Below are 22,231 nucleotides of genomic sequence, written 5' to 3'. Positions count from 1 at the left end.
TAGAATAAAATAATTTCCCAATAACCCCTTCATTCTGTTGTTAGTCAAGCCTATGTTATGATGTGTATTTCCATAGGCAATATACAGAATCAACTTCGAGGAAATTAACCATTTTTTGAAATAGCCTTATCACTTACTTTAGAAATCATTTATTCTTCTAAGCTTTAGTTTACATGAAGCTCTGCTATCATATATAATTCAAAATTAAGATGGAAGACATCTCAAAATCAGATATCAACTATGGAGGACTAGATGAATATTCAGTTGTTACAGGTTTTTCTCACTACTGCTCGTGAAGGCAGTATTTCCAAGGCTGCTCAGACTTTAAATTATGCACAATCGAACGTAACGAATAAGATACAACAACTAGAAAACGATTTACAGACAAAATTATTCTATCGCCACAGTCGAGGAATCACACTTACTCCCCCAGGGCAAATTCTTGTTTCTTACTCAGAGAAAATTCTAAATACTATTGAAGAAGCTAGAGCAGCGATGGGGGAATCATCCGCTCCTTCTGGGCCTCTGCGTATTGGATCAATGGAAACAACGGCTGCAGTTTGGCTTCCTCAACTCCTTGCACATTATAATAGCCTCTATCCAAATGTTGATTTAAATCTAGTAACCGGTCCTACGGAACAACAAATACAAGCTGTTTTACACTATGAGTTAAACGGCGCTTTTGTTTCAGGGCCTATTGAACATCCTGATTTAGTTCAAGAAAAAGTATTAGAAGAAGAGATGGTTCTGGTTACGAGTGCTTCACACCCTGATATTTCTACCATCCATGATGTTCAAACACAAACCATGCTGGTATTCCGTGAGGGGTGCTCTTACAGAGCAAAGCTCAATCATATTCTGCAAGAAGAAGGTTTATCGCCTGTAAAATTAATGGAATTTGGCATACTTGAAGCCATTATTGGCTGTGTTAGTGCCGGCTTGGGGATTTCACTGCTGCCTCGTTCAATCATTGCTTCGCATGAAAAAGAAGGCCGCATCCGCAGCCACACTATCTCTGACAAATATTCTTTCGTATCAACCATGTTTATAAGGCGGAAAGACACTTTAATTACCCCTGCTTTATCTGCTTTTTTAACGCATATGAGGGATCATTTTCAGGTAAAGAGGCCAGATTAATCGTAAATAAATGGATGGAAGGCAGGCTTCGCCTCAAAATAACTCTGATCAGTTGTCTGATATAAAAATATAGGCGCATCTCATTGTTTGTATAAAGCAAAAAAGCAAACTTCGGTATGTAGTTTGCTTTTTCTTCGTGATTTTGCACTCTGAATTGTGAAACCTAGTCGATAATTAGAATGTAGATTTTCCTCATTCAAAGAATTTTGAACGAAGATCATTGCCCTAGACACTTGGTTGCGTCTTGAAGTTAAAGGCTAACTATTCCTAAAGAGTCAATCGCTCTCACAACTATTAAATATTCACCTACAGATTTCGGGTGCCGACGGAAAGAGAATTTCTGCCACTCAACACTCTTACGACCTTTAACTTGAGCTTCTTTCCAACTCTCTCCTCCATCAGTGGATACTTCAACTGTTACAATTGGATGTTCTGCCCATGTCCAACCGAAAATATCAATCTCTTCAAGTTCAACCAATTGTCCATCTACTACTTCTCGGTCAACGTAATATTTGGCAGTGAAAGCACTGTTGCTTCGGGAATCTGAAACAGTCAAATGAGTCAGCCATTTTTTAGAATTAGTTCCATAATAGCCGGAAACAACAAGCCGAACAGGACCACCCCTCTCTACAGTTAACGGCTCATTGTTAATTTCCAAAGCTATTAATACGTTTGGGTTTAACACCTTTGCTAGGGAGAGGTCTTTCTCGTACTCCGAATAGTATTCGTGGGTGAAACTCCTTGATCAATTACCGGATGTTCTTCCTACCTTACGAAGAGGCGAAACAAGAGGAAGGATGATTGTAAATTTGGTTGAACACATTTAATAAGCAATGCAACCGGCGAACAAGCACTTTGTCCTTCCTGCAGATCTGAGTGATATTGCTGTTGATTGATCAACTTGTTTTTGTTCGGAATATACTCAGTATATAGCCGCATATTCCCCCTGCAATAGCTGGAATGAGCCACCCAAGCCCTATGTTATACATAGGAAGAATCTGAGTGAAAATACGATTCACAACTTCAATTTGTATTCCAGCCTCCTTCAAACCGTCAAATAGACTGATGATGAATGCGAATAATAAACTGCCTTGATACACTTCTGTCTTCCCTTTAAATACAGAATGCAAAAACGTTAAAAATATTAAGGAAATCGCGATAGGATACATTGTCAGTAAGACAGGCATTGACACCTTAATGAGCTGGGTTAATCCTATATTTGCGACAAGCGTACTAAACACTGATAAAACGACAGCAATTTTTTTATAAGAAATGTTCGGAAATAGTTCATGAAAAAATGAAGAACACGCAGTGATCAGTCCGACACTTGTCGTCAGACACGCCACTGTAATCATTAAGCCCAATAAGATTGAACCATAAGATCCAAAATAATAGGATGAAACCTTAGCCAAGACCTCTGCTCCATTTTCTAAAATCCCCAGTTCTTCAACGCTGGAAGCCCCCATATAGGAAAGGGCTGTATACATAACTGCTAAGAGTACAGCTGCAATCGCGGCTGCTTTTGCACAAACACCCATCAGCTGTTTTTTGGTAGAAGCTCCTTGTTCCTTCAATGCATTCACGATGATAATTCCAAAAACAAATGCTACAAGGGCATCCAGAGTAAGGTATCCTTCCTGAAATCCTTTAAAAAACGCTTGTGATGTGTACCCTTTTGATGGTGCTTGAATGGTTCCAATTGGGCGAATAAGAGCTACCACTACAAGCAATCCGATAAATGTCAGCTTAATTGGTGTCAAAAATTCCCCAACTATATCAATGATTTTTGAAGGATTAAGTGATAACACGCATGCCAATCCGAAAAATAATATTGTAAATATGATCAATGAGACAGGGCCTGCATCATTTGATAAAAAAGGTTTTACCCCAATTTCAAACGATACGTTTCCTGATCTCGGGATAGCGAAAAAAGGCCCGATTGCCAAATAGAGAATCGTCGTAAATACAATGCCAAACACCGGGTGAACACGGCTGGCTAACGACTGTAAGTTTTGTTTACCCGAAAAAACAAATGCTGTTATAGCCAGTAATGGCAATCCAACTCCGGTCACTAAGAAACCTGCATTAGCGACCCATACATTTTTCCCAGCCATTTGACCAAGCATAGGCGGAAAAATGAGGTTTCCTGCTCCAAAAAACAATGCAAATAGCATTAATCCTATAATGATGATATAGGAAGCAGACACTTTTTTTGACATTATATATCCTCCGATTAAAGTAGACACTTCTTGAATAGCCAGGAAACATTACAGATGCTATTTGCACTGGCACAGTGTTGATTCCAAAATAAGCTTGTGTCAGTTTTATATATTTTTATCAAGTTTAATAAAAGCATGATTTGATAGTTTCCGATATCGGTTAAAAAACCAATTGCACCAAAACCATATAAACAACGGTTCCCCCCGCTATGGAAAGAAGCATATTTTTCTTCCACAAGTGAAGCAGTACAACTGCAGCTGCTCCAACCAATTCAGGAATGCCATGACTTCCAGAAAGCAGACTCACATCTTTTAAACAATAAATGACCAAAAGCCCGATTACCGCTGATGGCAGCACTTTACCAAGATACTGTACATATTTCGGTGTCGGTTTGCCAGACGGGAAAATCATGAATGGAAGGAACCGTGTCAGCATTGTTCCTAGCACGACCATTGCAATGGTGATCATTTGCTGCGTCATAGTCATCGTCATACGGAAACCTCAGCTTTCTCCAATGGTTTTCTCAGAACAGTCAGTACCCCTAAAATGGCGAGCATAGCAGGAATAATAAATTGGTTTCCGCCAAAAAGGATAAGACAGGCTACTGAAAGTCCAAGTCCTGAGAGAGCACTGTAATGCTTTTTCTCTTTCATCCATTGTTCTATGAATATCACAATAAACAGAGCAGTCATCACAAAATCAAGCCCTTCGGTATTAAACTTCACGTACGACCCAAAAATACCTCCTATCGCTGCCCCCGCGACCCAATATAAATGATTAAGCAGTGTCACAAAAAACATAAACCAGCCCTTGTCAACATTCGCCGGAACATTAGCGGTATAATTGATAGAAAATGACTCATCGCACATTCCGAAAATCAGATAAAGCTTTTTCTTTCCAGTCCCCCTGTACTTATCCAACATGGAAATTCCATAAAACAAATGCCGGGCATTGACCATTAACGTCAAAAAAAGAGCATTCATAGGGTTGAACGCACCAAGTAAAAAATTCGCTGCAACAAACTCCATTGAGCCCGCAAATATCATAAAACTCATGATGATTGGATAGATTGCGCTAAATCCCAAAGAATGCATAAAGATTCCATAAGCTATCCCCAAAAATAAAAACCCCGCAAAAATCGGAATGGTATATGGGAATGCAGAACGAAATGCAGCCCATATTTGACTTCTCTTATTCATATGAGTGTTTATAGCAGGAGAGCTTAAATGTAACGATTCTTTATTTTTATTCAAATCAACAACCTCCTACATTTCATCAATTGGCACACTGACAGTTCTTTTTTCTGTACTCATGACTATGCTTGTGTCAACTCCACTCATAGCAGGGTTCTGCATTAATGAATCAATGATAAAATTCCGATAACTCTCCATGTCCTTCGCCACAATCTTAAGCATATAGTCATGGCTTCCTGTAAGTGTGTAGCATTCTTGAACCTGTGGGAATTTGTTTATATCCTCTAAAAATGAATGAATTGTCTCCCTATTTAAGGGTGATAAGTTGATGAGAGCTAGTGCTGTGACTTCGATTCCAAGTTTTTTCTCATCAACAATAGTCGTAAACTTTTTAATTATACCTGCTTCTACTAGGTTCTTTGTTCTTGCAAGGCAAGCTGATGGTGAAAGCCCAATTTTCTTAGATAAATTTAAATTTGATATTGAAGCATCTTCCTGCAATTCTCTTAAGATGGCCTTATCAGTTTCGTCAAGCATAATACCCATTTCACAACCCCCAATACCCTTGACAGAATTATATTTCATCCAATTTAAATAATAACGAATTTTTATTCGATAATCAAATATTATTTAAATTTAAATCCCTTTAAAATATTATTCACAGAATAAAATTATCCCCGTGATTAACTCATAATGAAATTAACTTACATCAGAAAGAAGTCATGGGAGAGTTATGTACTTGTGTGACTTGATACCAACATCATAAGAAACTTATCAGAAGCCAAAAAGTTATTGCGGTCTCACCGAAAATTGAATTTGCGGTGCCCATTGCCTTTTTCCGCGAACGAAAATTGTTAAAATTCACAAAACAGAAAGTCTACTCTATTATTATTTTAAATTCGTCCTTTAGTTCCTCTTGAGCCTCTTGTAAAACTTCTAATACATCGTCAGCGTATGAACCTAAAAATGTATGAACTCAAAATTTTTCAAGACTAAAGTGAGCGGCAAATCCACCCACCCTGTCAGGCAATCCCATAAAGATTTATCTTTTAAAACATCATGTAAAACTTCTATATTTTCAAAGTCTTTTCCATCTATCATTATTTTTCTCATTAGAAACTATGCCCTCCATTATTTTATCTTAACAAACGTTTACTATGTAACAGCTGTTTGTCCAAATGAGGCTGAAAACAAATAAAAAACACCGATAGGATGAAACTATTGGTGTTTGCAAGACATCTTCATGCCCGGTAGGCATAAATAATGCTAAACTTTGTTTTTAAAAAGCTATCATATCAAATTTTTATGTTACAGCTTTTACTATCGTTTAATCTAATTGAGGAGTAAAACAAGATATGTTTGAAAATCACATATCCCCAAAAAATTAAAAACTAAGCGGCAGTTCTTCGAGTGCTCTCATCAGAAAATTCCCTTTCCATTTCATTTGTTCCTTTTCGCCTTTTAACTGTATATTTGGACAGCGGCGTAATAAGGTGGACATCGCAATCTTTGCTTCTAAGCGGGCTAGCTGTGCACCAAGGCAAAAATGATTGCCATGGCCAAAAGCAATATGGCGGTTGTTCTTTCTTTCAATATCAAATATGTCGGCATTTGGAAATATCTTCTCATCACGGTTTGCTGATGCTAAAGAAATGATGATCACATCTTTCCGTTTAATCTCCTGCCCATGCAGTATAAACGGTTCAGCCGTCCAGCGAATTGTCGTTAGTTCAACTGGGCTGTGAAACCGCAATGCTTCTTCTATGGCTGAATTCATCAAATCTGGCTGCTGGCGGAGCTTTTCAAATTGATCACCGTGACACATCAGAGCATATGTCATATTGGTGATTAAATTTACGGTTGTTTCATGACCTGCAACGATAAGCAGCATAATCATCGAGTACAATTCTTCTGTACTTAATTGTGTGCCTTCACTTTCCGCTTGAATTAATGCACTGATTAAATCTCCTGCAGGTTCTCTCCTTTTTTTGCGAACTAAGGATTCCAGATATTCAACAAACTCCCCTAACAAGTGGTCATTCTCCTGAAGTCTTTCAGGGGCATCTGAAAAATCAATAATTGCTTGCGACCACACTCTGAATTTTTGACGATCTTCCAAGGGAATGCCGAGCATTTCACTTATCACGATAATCGGCAAAGGAAACGCATAATCGTCTACCAGGTTCATGAATTTGTTGGGCTGTACTTTATCCAATAAAGAATCTGCGATATGTTGAATTTTGTCTTCCAACTGCAAAATCATCCGATGCGTAAATGCTTTTTGAACAAGAGTTCGCAAGCGATTGTGATCCGGGGGATCTGAATTAAGCATATGTTTTGTTAAAGACTCTTCATTCTTCAATAGAGCAGGACGTTTTTCTTTTGCGGTAAATACATTTTCATAGTTTTTCTTTAATTTTTCATTCTTTAATAAATGTATTGCATCATCATATCTCGATATGAGCCAGCCTTTCCCCAGAGATCCTAAAGATAATGGGTAGAGAGGCTGTGATTTTCGCAATTCTTTATAAAATTCATACGCTTCATCTTTAAATGCTCTCGAAGACAATTGACTTTCCGTCAAGATGGTTACACTCTTTTTTTCTTTTGAAGACATTCATTCGACCTCCATCTTTATGAAAGGTTATGATAATCTTTAAATATAAAATCAGGACGATTTGTAAAATGATCCATTGAGATCAGTATTCATGATAAGGGCCAAAATGCCGCCCCCGCATTTTGAAATAAAAGGTATGAGACAGTCATTAATCATTTTATGGCGAAACTCCTAATACTTCTAAATATCATGCCGGCTCTTTTAAGTATTTGGAATATTCTCCAACTTCATTAGTCACAGTCACTGTCAACATGTTCAATACTGAAAATCCTCCCATTTTGATTAATGTTATCCCCCCTGCTGCTATATAATCGATCAAGTTAATGTCGGGTTTATCACGATGTTTTAATAGAGCGGCAACAACCATTTCACCATTACTGAATGTCAACAAAAAAGAAATGCTTTTTAAAATATGCTCTTGTCAGTACTTTATGCATTTCAAAAATAAATGAATGATCTTTTTTTCGCGTTTTACGAGTAAATCCATAAAAGGATATTGATTGAAAGATTCATGGAGTAGCTTTGCCACTTAGCTTATTCATCTGCCCTAGCTTGTCGATAAAGAAACATTGATACATCTCCTCTGAGCAAGTAAAGAAGGAAATCGAATTAAAGCGCCCTTCCTATTGGAAAGGCGCCTGCCGTTTTACTGTGCCAAAATGTTTTTCATCAGTGAGTTTTTATAAAATCATTTATTAATTGATCAGTTGTCAATATTGTGGCAAATTCATCATGCAATGTAGCTAGAGATATATTATGAATAGTCGCCGCATCATAATATGTATCATTTTGGTCTCTCATTCCGAAGGCTGCTGTTGCATCTGAAATCAGGTATGTATCAAACCCTAAATTACCACTCATTCTTGTGGTGGTTGATACACAGTGAGGCGTGGTTAAACCAGTTATGACTACAGTGTTTATTTCATTTAATTTTAAGAATTCTTCTAAATTCGTACCAATAAAGCTGCTATTTACTGTCTTGGTTATAATGACTTCTTCATCCATAGGCTTAACTATTTCCTTTATCGCAAACCCTTCATTCTTTGGATGGAATAAAGAATGAGGTTTATCAGAAGTGTGTTGTATGTATATGACTGTCCATCCTTTTTCTCTCCATAATTTTAGTATTTTACTAATATTTTCTTCCGCCTTTACGTTATTCCGTTCCCCCCATTTTTTATCATCGAAGGCTTTTTGTACATCCACAATGATTAAAGCTTTTTTCTTTTCTTCCACAAGATACCCTCCTATGTAGAATTTCTATTTATTACTACATTCTAAATACAAATTTTACTTTTGTACAATTGTTTAATGATGAATTTCAAATGAGCGCCTTCTTTATTGGAAAATGCGTTCTAAACTGCAACTGTGCCCAAGCCGTTAACCTTCAATAATCTAATCTGAGAATCACTGGCTCTACAGAGAATGATAAAAAGCACTCTAATAACGAGTGCCGAAATGAAAAACTATTGATTTAGAAGCCATTTGATACGCTCAGCTGAAAAGATGTAGTGGAGTATTATTAGACATAAAAAGACAATACCAACTGGTTTTAAATGACTAAAATAAAGCGCTGCAACAGCCAGTGCAAAGATCAATAATTCAATAACTAACCTTGTTACCCCGTTTACAGCTATTACAGTTTGTCCGCTTCGACTAGGATCATTAGGTACTGCAAATACAGACCAGACAATCATAACTGCAATAGGTAAAACCAAAGTTGAAACATATTTAAAATAACCATTAAAGCTTATCCAAGCAAACACCCCTAAGGAGATTAGTGCAGCCATTTCAAGGGTGAATCTTAAAAGTAAATTAGTCTGATTCAGTTTTTCCAACTCCTCTATAAAAAACACCCCCGCAGGAGATGCTCTTTCTCTGCTTTATTTCAGCGTATAAAAACTTTTCTGTTCTTCCTCTCTAGATTCTATTGTAGTTTTCGGCGAGATTACCTCTACTTTTGAAGAGATGATACCGACTGCTGCTGTTACCAATGCTCCGATTAATAGAACGATGATAAGTATAATGAAATATGACAACTTTTCCCCTCCTATCCAGTTAATTATCCAAATAATCAGGAAGTTGTCTACAATTTGCAGAATTTGTCGAACGAAGTAAAGATTATACCTGGGAGGCTTTACTCATTGTATGAATTACAGTAATACACTACCTTCCCTTTTGAGAAGACGTTCCTCTCTTATATCCATTTGTTGCAACTTAGCTAGACTCTTCCAATAGGCTTCCTTTTGGCGCAGCTGCTTTTATTCAAAAATTGAGCAACACCTGAATGTTTCATTGGAATTTCTGAACCATAGATCGTTGCTGAATTTGTTACAAATGCATACGTAGGAGTAGTCGAATGGTGGTTGAAAAATGAAATGCCTTACCCACCTCGAGTGATGGCAGAAAAAACGGGGGTTTTGTTAGAGAGGAATCTATAGACATGTGTATCTAGAAGATTTGACAGCATTAAAATACTTACATCGTTGGGAACAGGCCAACAATAAAGCGGAAGAACGTTGTCATTTGAAGTGGTTTGGAGTAAAAATGATTCGAATATGTTCTTATCATTGGTAAACGAACAAAAAAAGAACATGTTTTGAAAAAAGATTGATCAAAACATCTTCTTATATGTTGTCATAGCGTAACTTTTTATAAAAAGGTTGATTACATTTTCGGGGCTTCCAAACCAAATTTTGCCCATTCTTCTTTTGCTGGACCATAAATACCTGGAACAGTTAAACCTGCTTGTCTCATAAGAACAGTCATTTGTCCCCGATGGTGGTTTTGATGTTGAATTAAAAACATCAAAAGTGAACCGTTAGGCATTTGTTGTCCAATAAAGTTGATACGTTCTTGAAGTGTATGGTCAGTCCATTGGGTTTTTAATGCCTGTACAAATGCATTACTGGCTTGATGATAGCTGTCAGCTATAAACTGAGCCGAAGTTGGAACAGGATAATCTTCAGCTGGGGCATGGAACGTTAAGTCTGTGTTTGAGGTAATGATGCGAATAGCAGCAACAGTGTGCCAGGCAATACGGCCTAGAGTCCAATTTTGTGAAGTTATTTCTTGATTAAGTGATTCATCAGTCAGACTATTTAATAGTTTCTGTGTAGCATCTGCTTCGAACTCCCAAGATTTCAAAAAATGGTCTAAGGTTTGGAACACAAAAATCCTCCTTTTTATTCTTTTGTTTTTTCAATGTGCCTATAGGTTAATTATAATGCCTCGTTTCGTTAAAAAGAACAAAAATTTTGGACAAGAATAATCATAGTAAAATGCGTAGACCTTCTTAAACATAACGATTTACGCATCTTTTTACAAACATGGTGACTCCTTGGTCTCCATTGTCAGCGAGAATCAAATATCATATGAAAACAATCCTATATTCTTATTACTTTACTGAGCAATAAATCCCTTCGGTATACTTAGTGATGCCTTCATCGTAATCAGGATACTGATATGTAAGACTTTCTGATACAGCTTTTGAATACTTTCTAAATAATGCATAGCAAGTAAATAAAGACTTCCACATTTCCTGATACCCATTCACAGAATATGTAGACATGAGTTCCTCCCATTCTTTATTTGAAAGGTACCGTTTCATAAATTTATAGTTCTTCCCCATACTAAATGAATACCCTTTCTGAGATGCGATATGCCAGGCCATCATTCTCAATAAATTAGGACGTACAATTTCATTTAAATGGTCAATGGCAAAAAGGATTTCATTTCTTGCTAGTCCTTTTACTACGTAAGTCGAAACCATCCAGAACTCATTACAGCAATCATCAAATTCCCTTGCAGTCGGCTTTTTCATCCAGTATTGGCGATCATTTGGGGTCACTTTATAGTTGATGAACGAACCCTTATCGAGCAAGACCTTAACCAAACCATCGTTATTAGCAAAATAATCTTCTGCTTCACGAATTGGAATAAGGGTTAGATCTAATTTGTTCCCATCCTCAAAAAGAATGATGTATGAAAACCAATTACCTAATTCGGGAGGAAAAAGCTCCATATCTTCTGGTTTTTGCATCATAATGCGCTTCCCAAAGATTTCGAGCCACTGATCATTTTCTTTAAAAGAATCTACATCAGTTACAAAATACGAGATGTCATAATCTTGGAAGTTGTCAGGAGGGATATTTCTGTTTGTACGTGACCCTTCCAAAGTGACCAATCGGATTCTCTCATCGTTCAAAGCAAAGTCCAAAAAAATGTCCATCATTTCCTGCTCACTTCGCATTACATGTTCCTCCGTTTCAGCCTTAATATCTAACTGTAAAACCGAATATTGATCTGTACGTCTTATAGATTTTTTTACTCTTGAATGTGATGTATTCTTCTAAGCTTTATTTTACATGATGTTCTTCTATATATCATTCAATATTAAGATGCAAGACATCTCAAAATCAGATATCAACTATGACGGACTACATGAATATTCAGTTTTTTGTAGAGCCGCCATGGGACGACACTATCTTTGACGCACTTTAATCCCCCCTGCTTTATCGTCATGTTAACTGGTATGAGAGATTGACAAAAAGAAGGAAAACGATATATTTAAACGAATACGAGTTTTTGAGTAAATTTTAAAATGACACTTTTTTCAAAAATCATGTCTTAACGGGGGGATTCGGTATGAATGAATTTATGAAAAAGTTTTCTTTAACAAAACCGATTATTCAAGCTCCAATGGCCGGCGGTATTACAAAGCCCCGACTTGCATCTGCAGTTTCGAATCAAGGTGCTCTTGGCAGCTTAGCATCGGGGTATCTTACACCAGACCTGCTAGAACAACAAATAAAAGAAATGTTTGAGCTGACAGACGCTCCTTTTCAAATTAATGTGTTTGTTCCGCTTGGTCTAGAAATGCCACCAGAAGATCAGATTAAAAAGTGGAAAGAAAACATACCATTAGCTAATCAAGTAAATCAATTCACATCTGTACAAGAAGAGTGGGATGACTTCTATCAAAAAATTGATCTAATTTTAAAATACAAGGTTAAGGCTTGCTCATTCACTTTTGATCTGCCGCCTGAAGACGCAGTAAAGGAGCTAAAAACCGCTGGATGCTGTTTAATAGGAACCGCTTCAACAGTAGAAGAAGCATTGTTAATGGAAGAACGGGGAATGGATATAGTAGTCCTTCAAGGAAGTGAAGCCGGTGGACATCGCGGAGCATTCTTACCTTCCAAAGGTGAATCTGCCGTAGGTTTAATGGCTCTGATTCCACAAGCAGCAGATGCACTGAGCGTACCTGTCATAGCTGCTGGGGGAATGATAGACCACAGAGGAGTAAAAGCAGCTTTAACCCTCGGAGCCCAAGGAGTTCAAATCGGTTCTGCCTTTTTAATTTGTCACGAGAGTAACGCACATCCAGTACATAAACAGAAAATACTAGAAGCAAACGAAGCAGATACAAAGCTTACAACATTATTTTCAGGTAAAGAGGCCAGAGGAATCGTAAATAAATGGATGGAAGAAAATGAACAGTTTGAGACACAAACCCTTCCGTACCCTTATCAAAATACACTAACGAAGGCAATGAGACAGAAGGCTTCACTTCAAAATAACCATGATCAGATGTCTTTATGGGCAGGTCAAGGGATACGGTCATTGACTGAGGAAATTTCGGTTAAGCAGCTTTTAAATCAGCTTTGCCAAGAGGATATAAAAATATAGGCGCACCTCATTGATAGAGCAAAAAGCAAACTTCGACAGGCAGTTTGCTTTTTTTCGTAATTTCATCCCCTGACTCTGGAAATTTAAATACTCCTACATGTTCAAAGCTAATTGAATCGGGTTATCAATCATCCCATTGATACGATGCGATCTTGATAATTTCACCACAACCACAATACATTACCAACATTTCGATCTTATCTCCCCTTCTCCAGTTTTGCTCCCTATTCGAATAATCGATAGCTCCCATATTAAATTTGAATAGTAAAATGGTTCTTTTTCGTTTGATTCAGATGATATAAAGTCATATGATAAAAAAAGAATGAGACAGAAAGCGTGAGAAGTGATGAAAATAGGATTTTTTGATTCGGGAATTGGTGGCATGACTGTATTGTATGAGGCCAGAAAAGTTCTTCCTTATGAAGATTACATTTTTTATGCAGATACGTTAAACGTTCCATACGGTGAAAAATCAAAGGGTAAAGTTAAAGAATATATTTTCAATGCAGCTAAATTTCTGGCCAGTCAAAATATCAAAGCTCTTGTTATTGCGTGTAATACAGCTACTAGCATTGCGATAGAGGATCTTCGGAGAAACTTCGACTTTCCGATAATCGGAATCGAACCCGCTGTAAAGCCTGCTATAAATAAATGTACAGAGGAAAAAAAAAGAGTTCTGGTAGTTGCTACTAATTTGACGCTTAAAGAAGAGAAATTTCATAATCTAGTTAAAGAAATTGATCACCATGACCTTGTTGATTGCTTAGCTCTTCCAGGACTAGTTGAATTTGCTGAGAACTTTGATTTTAGTGAAGACAAAATCATTAAATATCTAAAGAACGAACTATCTTCTTTTGATTTGAAACAATACGGAACGATTGTGTTAGGATGCACTCATTTTCCGTTTTTCAAAAACAGTTTTGAAAAACTGTTTGGGATAAAAGTTGATATGATTTCAGGCAGTGTCGGTACTGCAAAACAGTTGAAAAAAGTTCTTGCAGATCGTAATCAGCTTGGTAAAGGCTCGGGCTCAATCACCTTTTTCGATTCTGGCCACAAAATTGTGGAGCAAGAAATCATATCAAAGTACAAAAGATTGTTTGAAATATTAGATGAAACTCAAAGGAGTCATGTTGGACATTGAATGTAAGGGGCTCTGGTTATAAACAATTTTTCAGTAAATTTACAAAAGAGAGAAGTATGAATTCGGGTTTGTTATCCAATGTAAATGAAAAAGACAATCTCCTGAAGAGAAACATGAACTAAGAAGCGGGCTTAAAAAGCCCACTTTTTTTCTAACAAACAATTGAGTTATACACACATATCTGATTACAGTGTTTTCTCTCTTTCCCCTCTTATTTCTACCCCATCTCTATAGCTTTTCTATTACAATAAAGCACAAGTATCGATTGAAAAGTTATCGTAACATTTACACTTCACAGGACATTTTTCGAGATTAGAAATCGACCGTTTGCCAGATATACAAAGTAATAATATGTAAATTCTGTGTCTATTTGCATGTTTATTATGGAATTATTTTCATAATGTTTTATAATACAAGATGATAGCGTTTTCTAATTATAATGATAGGGGGAAATAATGATGATGAAAAAAGGACTGCTCGCGGGTGCGCTTACGGCAACTGTGCTTTTTGGCACATGTGCAGTAGATGCGCCGGGTATTATTAGCCCAAAAACCGCAGAAGCTGCATCACAGCTAACTGATGGAATCGGCGGGAGGGCTTACTTGAACAGCACTGGTGCCATTTTTGTTACGAAAATCCAGCTTCCTAGCTCCATTCAGGTATCAAATGGGACAGCCTATATCTACTCTGGCTTTAGCGGAGGCACAGAATCCGATATCGGGTTTCAGTACAGTGATAAATATAACGTATGGAAACCATATATGAAAGTCGGTTCAAAAGGACAGGATCAGGTTCAGTACCTCGAAGGAGGAAGCCAATTTACGAATACGAAAGGCTTCCGTCCCGGCAGCACCGTACAACTTACCATCTACAAAAACCTTAACGGCAATACACGCGCTACATACTGGGGCACAAACAATGCCGGATACAACGGCCGTCTCATCTCAGAAATCAGCAAAACAAATGTCGGCTCCATCTCAAAATGGAAAGCGCTCGCTACAGTTGCAACAACAGGTTCACGCCAATCTATCAAATCAAATTTTTCAACATCTTTTACAAACATCACCATCGACAACAAAGCAATAACACCTGTAATTGATACACAAGACTTCGCTAAAGTAACAGTCTCAGGCAACAGTGTCAGTTTATCCGTTGTGAAAAATTAAAACATGTTAAACACACTTAAAGGGGGCTTTAAAAGCCCCTTTTTCATTTCATTGTAAGGTGATAGGAGCAGCCCGCCTGGCAGCCAAGACAGCTAACGGATTGTACGGCAAAACCGCTTCAACGTAAGCGGTTCTTTTTAAAACGAATCACTTTTCTGTGTTCTCCTTCTTTTCAGCTACAAACTATGTGATAAGTGCGGAAAAATTAAGGTTCTCATTTACATTCTATTCCTCTGTTTTTTAAAGTTGTCTACTAGGCATACCGCTCTCTTAAGGATAAAAGTCATTGGATTGGCATCTCTTCTAATAAATCTTCTTTTGCTTTCATTCCCCTCTGATTTCAGCAGTATTAGTAAGCACAGAGGTTTTTTAGTTCCCGATTACATGAACGTATTGAGGAATAATTATTTTGCCCTTCAAATCTGAAAGGTATATAATATATATACTTGTATGACAATTGAAAGGAATGATTTTTATTAAATTCAATCCTGTTTCCAATAAAAAATTATACATACAAATTTATAATCAGATCCTTTCGGAAATTCAGTTAGGTTCTTTTAAAGTAGGAGATAAACTGCCTTCAGAAAGGGAACTATGCGAACAGTTTGGTGTCAGCCGCGCGCCGGTTAGGCAGGCTTTGAGTGCCTTGGAAATGAATGGTGTCATTTATTCTCGCCAGGGAGAAGGGGTGTTTGTTAAGAATACCACAATAACCAATGGGATTTCTGCTTCCATGGAGTCAGCACCTCCGGAAGATATTGTGGAAGCAAGAATGAACATTGAGCCTTTAATTATAAAATTTGCGGCTTTGAGAGCGACTGACGAAGATATTCGGGAGCTTAGGAAGACAATAAAAAAAATGGAAGAAGAAACACTTTCTGGTGTATACGTTCCTGAAACGGACGAACAATTGCATATGGGGATTGCAAAAGCATCACATAATGATTTATTTATTACCTTCATGTCCGCTATCACGAATGCTATGAAGCAGCAGGAAATGTGGCGATTTATCCGTGACCGAACCGTTACTCGTTCAGAATACCGGGAAGTGAATTTCCAGGAACACAAACTGATTATTAAAGCGATTGAAGACCGTAACGAAAAAGAAGCTGTTGAACGAATGACTGCCCACATGCAGAACTTATATGATCGATATTGGAAAAGCTAAACTCTGTTATAAGAAGCCCCCTGTTTATAAAGGAAGAAATAAAAAATCAGGCGTATAGTGGCTACAAGCCGACCTCCATTTCTATACGCCTTTTCCTGCCTATTTTGCTTTTTGGTCTCCTGATCCTAAACATCTTTGACACATACCATATAACACTTTAACACCTTCAGAACTATCAGCTGTATCGATCACTTTTTCACACACCTGGCATACAATCGTATCTTGTTGCACTTTCGATTTCTGTACCATGGTTTTATTGCCTCCAATCATTTTCATTTCATAAATGCCCTCATCAAATCAAGTCTTGATGGCCGCTTCCCCACAACGTCTGCACGTAGTGATAGTGCTTCGCAACTGTGACCACAGCCCGAATGACAGTATTCATTCCTGGATCATCCCTTTCGCTGATTAAGCCCCGAATTTTTATGGACACATATATTTTGCAAGATTTAGAATTTTCTATATCCCTAAAAATGACTGTTGTTATGAATATTACCCAGTACTCTTAATGAAATCTTTTTCAACCAGATTTTTCAATGCTGGATTTATATGTGGCATTTTTTACTTTAAGCGCTTTTCCAGACTGTTTCACTAGAAATACAAGAATAAAAGAAGCAAGGATCATGCTTAGGCCTAAGAAAATCATACTGATATTAAAAGAACCTGTCATATCTTTAATATAACCGACAATGTATGGACCGAAAAATCCGCCAAGATTTCCGATACTATTAATTAATGCTATCGCACCACCCGCTGCTGCTCCTGTTAAGAAAGAAGGCGGAATTGCCCAAAACGGAGAATAGGCACCAAAAGCGCCGCATAACGCAATTGTTAAAAATACAAATGCTAATATAACACTTGAATTTGCTACATAGCTGCTAATGACCATTGCAACAGCGCTTACAGTTAAACAAACAGCTACATGCCAGAGCCTTTCGTTTTTCTTGTCAGAATGATTTCCAACGAAAATCATAACCACCATAGCACAGAAATACATAAACCCTAACAGCCAGCCCATCCCCTGCGTGCTTAGAGAAATCGTTTCAGATAATCCTTGTGAGATCGTCGGCAAGAACATGTTAATGCCGTAATATCCAATCATCCAGCAAAAATAACCAATCGATAGTATTAACACGTCCCGATCTTTTAAGGCTTGAGTAAATGTATAGTGCTTTACCTGTTCTTTTTCCATCCTTTCTTTTGTTGTTACGTTAATAAGCCACTGCTTTTCATCTTTATCCAGCCATTTCACATCTTCAATTTTGTCATCCAGGTAAAAAAATGCAATTACACCAAGAATAAGCGCAGGAATCGCTTCTAAAATAAACAGCCACTGCCATCCAGATATATCAAGCCACTCAATTCCTAAGAGAAATGTAGAAAGCGGAGAACCCAATGCATTCGCCCCGGGGATGGCCAGCATAAATCCAGCAATTGCTTTAGCATGGTGTTTCGTTTGATAAAAACCACTCAAATAAAAGACCATACATGGATAAAAACTAGCTTCTGCTGCACCTAATAAAAAACGTGCAGTATAAAACTGCCATGGTTCTTGTACAAAAGCCATTAATATCGCGATGATGGTGCAAAGCCGATATTAACTCGGTCTAAAATCGCGATAATAAAACATAAGAATAAAAATGGAATTAACCGAATTGTTACTTTACGAGTGGTTGAACGCTCTAATGCTAATTGGTCCAAGAAGATTCCCCTTAACCCTAGTGTTGTCCTCCAAAGATAAAAGAATCATATTGTCTTCAGAAACAAAAGCCCCCTTTTGTTAAACGCTTACATTTTTTCTTTCGTTTTGTTTGGTCTTTAATAGAGAGGGTCAGGCATGTTAAACATACCAGCTCTGCATAGATCCATTAGTCCATATGTGAACCGCCATTAATATCAATTTCTTCCCCTGTGATGTAGGCTGCTTCTTTAGCAGCCAAAAACGTAATTGCGGCGGCAATTTCTTTTGTTTCACCCGGGCGACCCACGGGGATATTATCAATGACTTTTTTCGCATCTTCTTCAGAAAGTGATTTCCAAATGTCAGTATTTACAAGGCCTGGCGCTACGCAATTCACAGTTATACCATCCTTCCCTACTTCACGGGCAAGGTTTTTAGAAAAGCCTAATACGGCTGCTTTGGAAGCGGAGTAATGGGCACCGCCAAAAACGCCGCCGCCCCTTTTTGCAGATACAGAAGACAGGTTGATAATACGTCCATATTGCTGCTTTTTCATTGTTTCTAGAACTGCTTGTGTGCACAAGAACAACCCAAACATATTGACGTTGAATACCCTTGTCATATCTTCCAATGTCATATCCTGTACCGTTACTTTTTGAGAAATTCCTGCGTTATTCACTAAAATATCAATGCGGCCGAACTCTTCAAGTGTTTTGGCTATCATATGGTCAACTGATTCTTTATTCGTTACATTAACTTCTACACCAACCGCTCTCCCTCCGCTTTCTGTGATAGCTTCTACTGTATCCTGAATACCTGTCTGATTCATATCTGCTACTACAATTGAAGCTCCCTGTTTGGCAAGAGTTAATGCAATGGTTCTGCCGATTCCTTTTTTAGAACCGCTTCCTGTCACTATAGCTACCTGATTATTTAATGTAAACATGGCGTACTCCCACTTTCATGTTTTATATTCTAAGCATATCTTTAGCCGTTTTTATAATATTTTCGATGGTAATGCCGTTGATTTCCAGCAGCTTCTCATAAGGAGCCGATTCTCCAAATCGGTCCTGCACTCCGATTCGTTTGACTCTGCCCCGCCCTTCTTCGGCTGCTACTTCACATACAGCACTTCCCAGCCCGTTCAGGATGTTGTGATCCTCCACAGTCACGATATTGCCGAGATCCAAACACTCTACCACGGCTTCTCTATCTAAAGGCTTGATCGTATGCATGTCTAAAAGAGTTGCATAAATCCCTTGCTCTTCCAGCTGTTTGACCGCTTCTAAAGCAAGATATACTGTATCGCCATTTGCAATGATTGCGATATCTTTTCCGTGCTTTAATTGCTTGGCTTTTCCAATGATAAATTCTTCATTTTCGTCGTAAATAACCGGCACTGCGTCTCGGGTAAAACGCAGGTACATTGGACCGTACGTATTCGCTGCCTGCCTGATCAGTTTTCTAGTTGAGTGGTAGTCAGCACCCATGATCACAGTCATATTTGGGAATGATCTTAATACGCCCATATCCTCAATCGCCTGGTGGCTTCCGCCATCATTTCCAGGTGTTAATCCGCCGTGTGAGCAGGCGATCTTTACATTCAAATTTGGATAGCAAACTTCTTGGCGAATTTGTTCCGCCATACGCAGCGAACCGAAGACAGCATAGGTGCTTACAAATGGGATTTTACCTGTTGTCGCCAAACCTGCTGCCAGGCCGGCACCGTTCTGTTCCGCAATCCCAACGTTCACATGCTGATGAGGGAGCTGTTTTATGAATTCTCCTGTTTTGCATGACTTGCCGATATCGATATCGATTACGTAAATATTTTTATTTTCTTTTCCCAATTGAACGATTTCATCACCAAAAGCTTCCCGTGTCGCTTTTTTCGTGATTAATGCTTTTTCGGTTTGGCTCATGATCTTAAACCCCCTGCCAGTTCCTCTAATGCTTGTTCGTATTCTTTCTCATTTGGCGCTACTCCGTGCCATGAGCAGATATTTTCCATGTAAGAAACGCCTTTGCCTTTAATCGTGTCTGCTACAATGCATTTCGGCTTTCCATTTTTCGTTTTTGTCACTTTGTCTAATATCTCTACAATCTCTTTCATCGAATGTCCGTCAATTCGCTTTGTTTCAAAACCAAACACTTCAAACTTTTTCTCGATGTCTTGCAGCGGCATTACTTCATCACAATAGCCATCAATTTGCAGGCGGTTATTGTCGACAAAAACAATTAAGTTATCAAGGCTGTATTTTACTGCGGTTTGAACCGCTTCCCAAATTTGTCCTTCTTGGCATTCTCCGTCGCCTACCATAGCGAATACCCGGTAGTCTTTGCCGTCCCGTTTGCCTGCAAGCGCCATACCCACGGCACAGGAAAGCCCTTGGCCCAATGAACCAGTTGAAATGTCGATTCCCGGGCATTTCTTCATATCAGGATGGCCTTGGAAAGGCGAGCCGTACCGCCTTAATTTGTATACGCTTTCATACGGGACAAATCCTCGCAGCGCTAAGGCAGCGTATTGAATAGGTGCCACATGGCCTTTCGATAAGACAAAACGATCCCGGTCTTCCCACTTGGGATTTTTAGGATCTATATTCATTTCTTTAAAATAAAGGGCTGTGATGATATCAGCAGCGGATAATGAACCTCCTGGATGCCCGGACTGGGCTTCGTAAATCATCGTTACCGCTGTTTTCCTAAGCTCAATGGCTTTCGCTTGCAGTTCTGCCAAACTTGCTTTTTTCACTCCGATCACCTCAGTCATTGTTTAAAATGTAAACTTATATTCTTAGTCACTTGTTAACTTGTAATACAAGTGACTTATGAGAACACTATACAATTCTTAACAGCGTTTGTCTACCGTTTTTTGAAAATTTTAAATTAAACCAATTGAAGCTTATATGCTAGACTAGACTCATTTTCAGATCCATAAATGCCCTCTAGTTACTACAACAGATAGTCTGCAAATGGAAATTTAAATACCTTTTCAGGGTAAAATGAATTGAGCCTTATAAATATAAAAAGACCGCAAAGCCTTCTTAAAGAGAAGCGTTGCGGTCTTTGAGTCTCTTTTTTACTTCGTATAAGTCAATAGATTTCCAGCGGAGTCCGCGGAAATACATTCATTGATTGGTTTCCTCTACTCTATGCGGAGAAACCTGAATGTTTCAATCAGTTTTGGGATAAAAAACATGTTGACGCTCCTCTGCTTGACTATTTAATATTCGATAGTTGGCCCCTCCAATATGAAGCGGAATATCCAGTTTTTCTAAATCTGGCATTCCATTTTTCAGGAAAAGCTCTTTATCTTGATATCTCTGTAAAACTTCTCCCACAATCCACTCTTGATCGCCCAACGTGGAAACACTGTGTACTTTACACTCATAAGCAAAATAAGCATCAGTTAAAATCGGCACCTCGGCTTTTAGCCCTTTTTCGTATTGAATATGAAATGCTTCAAACTTATTTATATCTCTACCACTACGGGTGCCTAATGCTTGAATTAATCCCGAACATCTCCCTGGAAGAAAATTCACACCGAAAATACCACTTTTCTCAATCAATTTGTAAGTATATGTCTCTTTGTTTACGGATATCCCATACATTCCTGGAGAAGATCCAATGTACGTATGCCACCCAGAAGACATTGCGTTTTTTTCACCTTCATATTGAGCCGTAACTACAGCTACCATTCCAGGGTAGGCGTACCAAATTGGTTCATCTATCGGTGCTCTCATCTTCATCGCTCCTTTTGTTTTAGATTTAATTTTTATTAAAATTTGAGATGCAGCAAAACAACAATGATAAAAGCTAACCCAGCAAATTAGAAGTACATGAGATGGTGGTCAGGGACTGAGGTGTCAGATGTCAATCAACCGATAATAAAGCAGTATCTCCATCGTATTTTTCGATTAAGTATGCAAAGGAGCAAGCTCTACACCGCACGCCCCGCCAAAAACAATAACACGATCAGGGCTGTGCTTTTGAATTAAACTTTTGGCAGACCGAGCTTGCTTTAATCAAAAACTCCTTCCAATAATCCCCTGCTCTTTTTCAAGAACCGCATCTAAATCGACAAGTACTTCTTCAAATGGGCCATTCGTTTTGGGAGCAAGTCAGTTTAATAAATGTGCTCCGAGTACGTAAGGGTTGTTACCGCCTTGCCATTGCGGCATGAGTAACCGAAGCGCATACCTTCTTTATTT

20 protein-coding genes and 6 pseudogenes are annotated in these 22,231 nt (G+C 38.2%); 7 read left to right on the top strand and 19 right to left on the bottom strand.

Features of this window, described 5'->3' with window-relative positions:
- Positions 1–252 precede the first annotated feature (252 nt).
- Positions 253–1,137, top strand: a complete 885-nt coding sequence (gltR, locus tag BGM23_RS08670) for a glutamate biosynthesis transcriptional regulator GltR (protein WP_029727174.1) — start codon at positions 253–255, stop codon at positions 1,135–1,137.
- A gap of 173 nt (positions 1,138–1,310) precedes the next feature.
- Here the strand turns inward: gltR and BGM23_RS22385 are convergent.
- Positions 1,311–1,471, bottom strand: a pseudogene (locus tag BGM23_RS22385) (hypothetical protein); the annotation flags it as partial.
- Positions 1,472–1,542: 71 nt separating this feature from the next.
- On the opposite strand from BGM23_RS22385, the pseudogene BGM23_RS22380 reads away from it, so the two are divergent.
- Positions 1,543–1,614 (top strand): annotated as a pseudogene (locus BGM23_RS22380) (hypothetical protein); the annotation flags it as partial.
- A 61-nt stretch (positions 1,615–1,675) separates the two neighbouring features.
- Here the strand turns inward: BGM23_RS22380 and BGM23_RS22375 are convergent.
- The 10 genes and pseudogenes from BGM23_RS22375 to BGM23_RS22005 form a co-directional block, all read right to left on the bottom strand.
- Positions 1,676–1,846 (bottom strand): annotated as a pseudogene (locus BGM23_RS22375) (molybdopterin-dependent oxidoreductase); the annotation flags it as partial.
- A 187-nt stretch (positions 1,847–2,033) separates the two neighbouring features.
- Positions 2,034–3,356, bottom strand: a complete 1,323-nt coding sequence (gene brnQ / locus BGM23_RS08660; RefSeq protein ID WP_046663796.1) for a branched-chain amino acid transport system II carrier protein — start codon at positions 3,354–3,356, stop codon at positions 2,034–2,036.
- Positions 3,357–3,516: 160 nt separating this feature from the next.
- On the bottom strand, positions 3,517–3,849 hold the full coding sequence (gene azlD / locus BGM23_RS08655; protein WP_003245988.1) for a branched-chain amino acid transporter AzlD: 333 nt from the start codon (positions 3,847–3,849) through the stop codon (positions 3,517–3,519).
- Positions 3,846–4,610 (bottom strand): azaleucine resistance protein AzlC, encoded by a 765-nt coding sequence (gene azlC / locus BGM23_RS08650; RefSeq protein WP_015251618.1) that lies wholly within the window; start codon positions 4,608–4,610, stop codon positions 3,846–3,848. The genes azlD and azlC overlap by 4 nt, the downstream gene beginning before the upstream one ends.
- Positions 4,611–4,622: 12 nt before the next feature.
- Complete coding sequence (gene azlB / locus BGM23_RS08645; protein ID WP_053581893.1) at positions 4,623–5,096, bottom strand: azlBCD operon transcriptional regulator AzlB; 474 nt, start codon at positions 5,094–5,096, stop codon at positions 4,623–4,625.
- 331 nt (positions 5,097–5,427) lie between these two features.
- Positions 5,428–5,663: pseudogene (locus tag BGM23_RS08640) on the bottom strand (barstar family protein).
- 271 nt (positions 5,664–5,934) lie between these two features.
- Positions 5,935–7,167: a cytochrome P450 family protein gene (locus BGM23_RS08635; protein ID WP_046663800.1), complete on the bottom strand. Its 1,233-nt coding sequence runs from the start codon at positions 7,165–7,167 to the stop codon at positions 5,935–5,937.
- Between the two features lie 669 nt (positions 7,168–7,836).
- Entirely contained in the window at positions 7,837–8,403 is a 567-nt protein-coding gene (locus BGM23_RS08625; protein ID WP_019712537.1) for a cysteine hydrolase family protein, read from the bottom strand.
- 230 nt (positions 8,404–8,633) lie between these two features.
- The gene (locus BGM23_RS08620) at positions 8,634–9,005 is read right to left on the bottom strand and encodes a DUF2568 domain-containing protein (protein ID WP_082201014.1); all 372 of its coding nucleotides are present in this window, start codon (positions 9,003–9,005) and stop codon (positions 8,634–8,636) included.
- Between the two features lie 45 nt (positions 9,006–9,050).
- The gene (locus BGM23_RS22005; protein ID WP_165589092.1) at positions 9,051–9,206 is read right to left on the bottom strand and encodes a hypothetical protein; all 156 of its coding nucleotides are present in this window, start codon (positions 9,204–9,206) and stop codon (positions 9,051–9,053) included.
- Positions 9,207–9,482: 276 nt separating this feature from the next.
- Between BGM23_RS22005 and BGM23_RS22000 the strand changes: the two are divergent.
- Positions 9,483–9,608: pseudogene (locus tag BGM23_RS22000) on the top strand (TetR-like C-terminal domain-containing protein); the annotation flags it as partial.
- 226 nt (positions 9,609–9,834) lie between these two features.
- Here BGM23_RS22000 and BGM23_RS08615 read toward each other — a convergent pair.
- Complete coding sequence (locus BGM23_RS08615) at positions 9,835–10,338, bottom strand: DinB family protein (protein ID WP_029318147.1); 504 nt, start codon at positions 10,336–10,338, stop codon at positions 9,835–9,837.
- Between the two features lie 226 nt (positions 10,339–10,564).
- A complete protein-coding gene (gene aadK / locus BGM23_RS08610) occupies positions 10,565–11,419 on the bottom strand; it encodes an aminoglycoside 6-adenylyltransferase AadK (RefSeq protein WP_029727170.1) in 855 nt (284 codons plus the stop codon).
- Between the two features lie 395 nt (positions 11,420–11,814).
- On the opposite strand from aadK, the gene BGM23_RS08605 reads away from it, so the two are divergent.
- The 4 genes from BGM23_RS08605 (at position 11,815) to BGM23_RS08590 (ending at position 16,336) form a co-directional block, all read left to right on the top strand.
- On the top strand, positions 11,815–12,858 hold the full coding sequence (locus BGM23_RS08605) for a nitronate monooxygenase (RefSeq protein WP_029727169.1): 1,044 nt from the start codon (positions 11,815–11,817) through the stop codon (positions 12,856–12,858).
- A 346-nt stretch (positions 12,859–13,204) separates the two neighbouring features.
- The gene (murI, locus tag BGM23_RS08600; RefSeq protein WP_029727168.1) at positions 13,205–14,002 is read left to right on the top strand and encodes a glutamate racemase; all 798 of its coding nucleotides are present in this window, start codon (positions 13,205–13,207) and stop codon (positions 14,000–14,002) included.
- 458 nt (positions 14,003–14,460) lie between these two features.
- On the top strand, positions 14,461–15,168 hold the full coding sequence (locus BGM23_RS08595) for a YrpD family protein (protein ID WP_029727167.1): 708 nt from the start codon (positions 14,461–14,463) through the stop codon (positions 15,166–15,168).
- 466 nt (positions 15,169–15,634) lie between these two features.
- Positions 15,635–16,336: a FadR/GntR family transcriptional regulator gene (locus BGM23_RS08590; RefSeq protein WP_029727166.1), complete on the top strand. Its 702-nt coding sequence runs from the start codon at positions 15,635–15,637 to the stop codon at positions 16,334–16,336.
- A 99-nt stretch (positions 16,337–16,435) separates the two neighbouring features.
- Here BGM23_RS08590 and BGM23_RS21810 read toward each other — a convergent pair whose 3' ends face one another.
- From BGM23_RS21810 to BGM23_RS08565, 6 genes and pseudogenes are all read right to left on the bottom strand, one after another.
- Positions 16,436–16,612: a GapA-binding peptide SR1P gene (locus tag BGM23_RS21810; RefSeq protein ID WP_231940258.1), complete on the bottom strand. Its 177-nt coding sequence runs from the start codon at positions 16,610–16,612 to the stop codon at positions 16,436–16,438.
- Between the two features lie 244 nt (positions 16,613–16,856).
- Positions 16,857–18,037 (bottom strand): annotated as a pseudogene (locus BGM23_RS08585) (MFS transporter).
- A 167-nt stretch (positions 18,038–18,204) separates the two neighbouring features.
- On the bottom strand, positions 18,205–18,963 hold the full coding sequence (locus BGM23_RS08580) for an SDR family NAD(P)-dependent oxidoreductase (protein ID WP_029727164.1): 759 nt from the start codon (positions 18,961–18,963) through the stop codon (positions 18,205–18,207).
- A 22-nt stretch (positions 18,964–18,985) separates the two neighbouring features.
- A complete protein-coding gene (locus tag BGM23_RS08575) occupies positions 18,986–19,939 on the bottom strand; it encodes a transketolase family protein (RefSeq protein WP_029727163.1) in 954 nt (317 codons plus the stop codon).
- Positions 19,936–20,790, bottom strand: coding sequence for a transketolase (locus tag BGM23_RS08570; protein ID WP_029727162.1), 855 nt, complete (start codon positions 20,788–20,790; stop codon positions 19,936–19,938). The genes BGM23_RS08575 and BGM23_RS08570 overlap by 4 nt, the downstream gene beginning before the upstream one ends.
- A gap of 403 nt (positions 20,791–21,193) precedes the next feature.
- Complete coding sequence (locus tag BGM23_RS08565) at positions 21,194–21,763, bottom strand: flavin reductase family protein (protein ID WP_015714381.1); 570 nt, start codon at positions 21,761–21,763, stop codon at positions 21,194–21,196.
- Positions 21,764–22,231 lie beyond the last annotated feature (468 nt).

This window comes from Bacillus sp. FJAT-14266 (genome assembly GCF_001719225.1).
Taxonomy (GTDB): Bacteria; Bacillota; Bacilli; order Bacillales; family Bacillaceae; genus Bacillus; species Bacillus subtilis.
The sequence above is the reverse complement of the archived record's forward strand: the minus strand, read 5'-3'. Positions and strand labels throughout refer to the sequence as shown.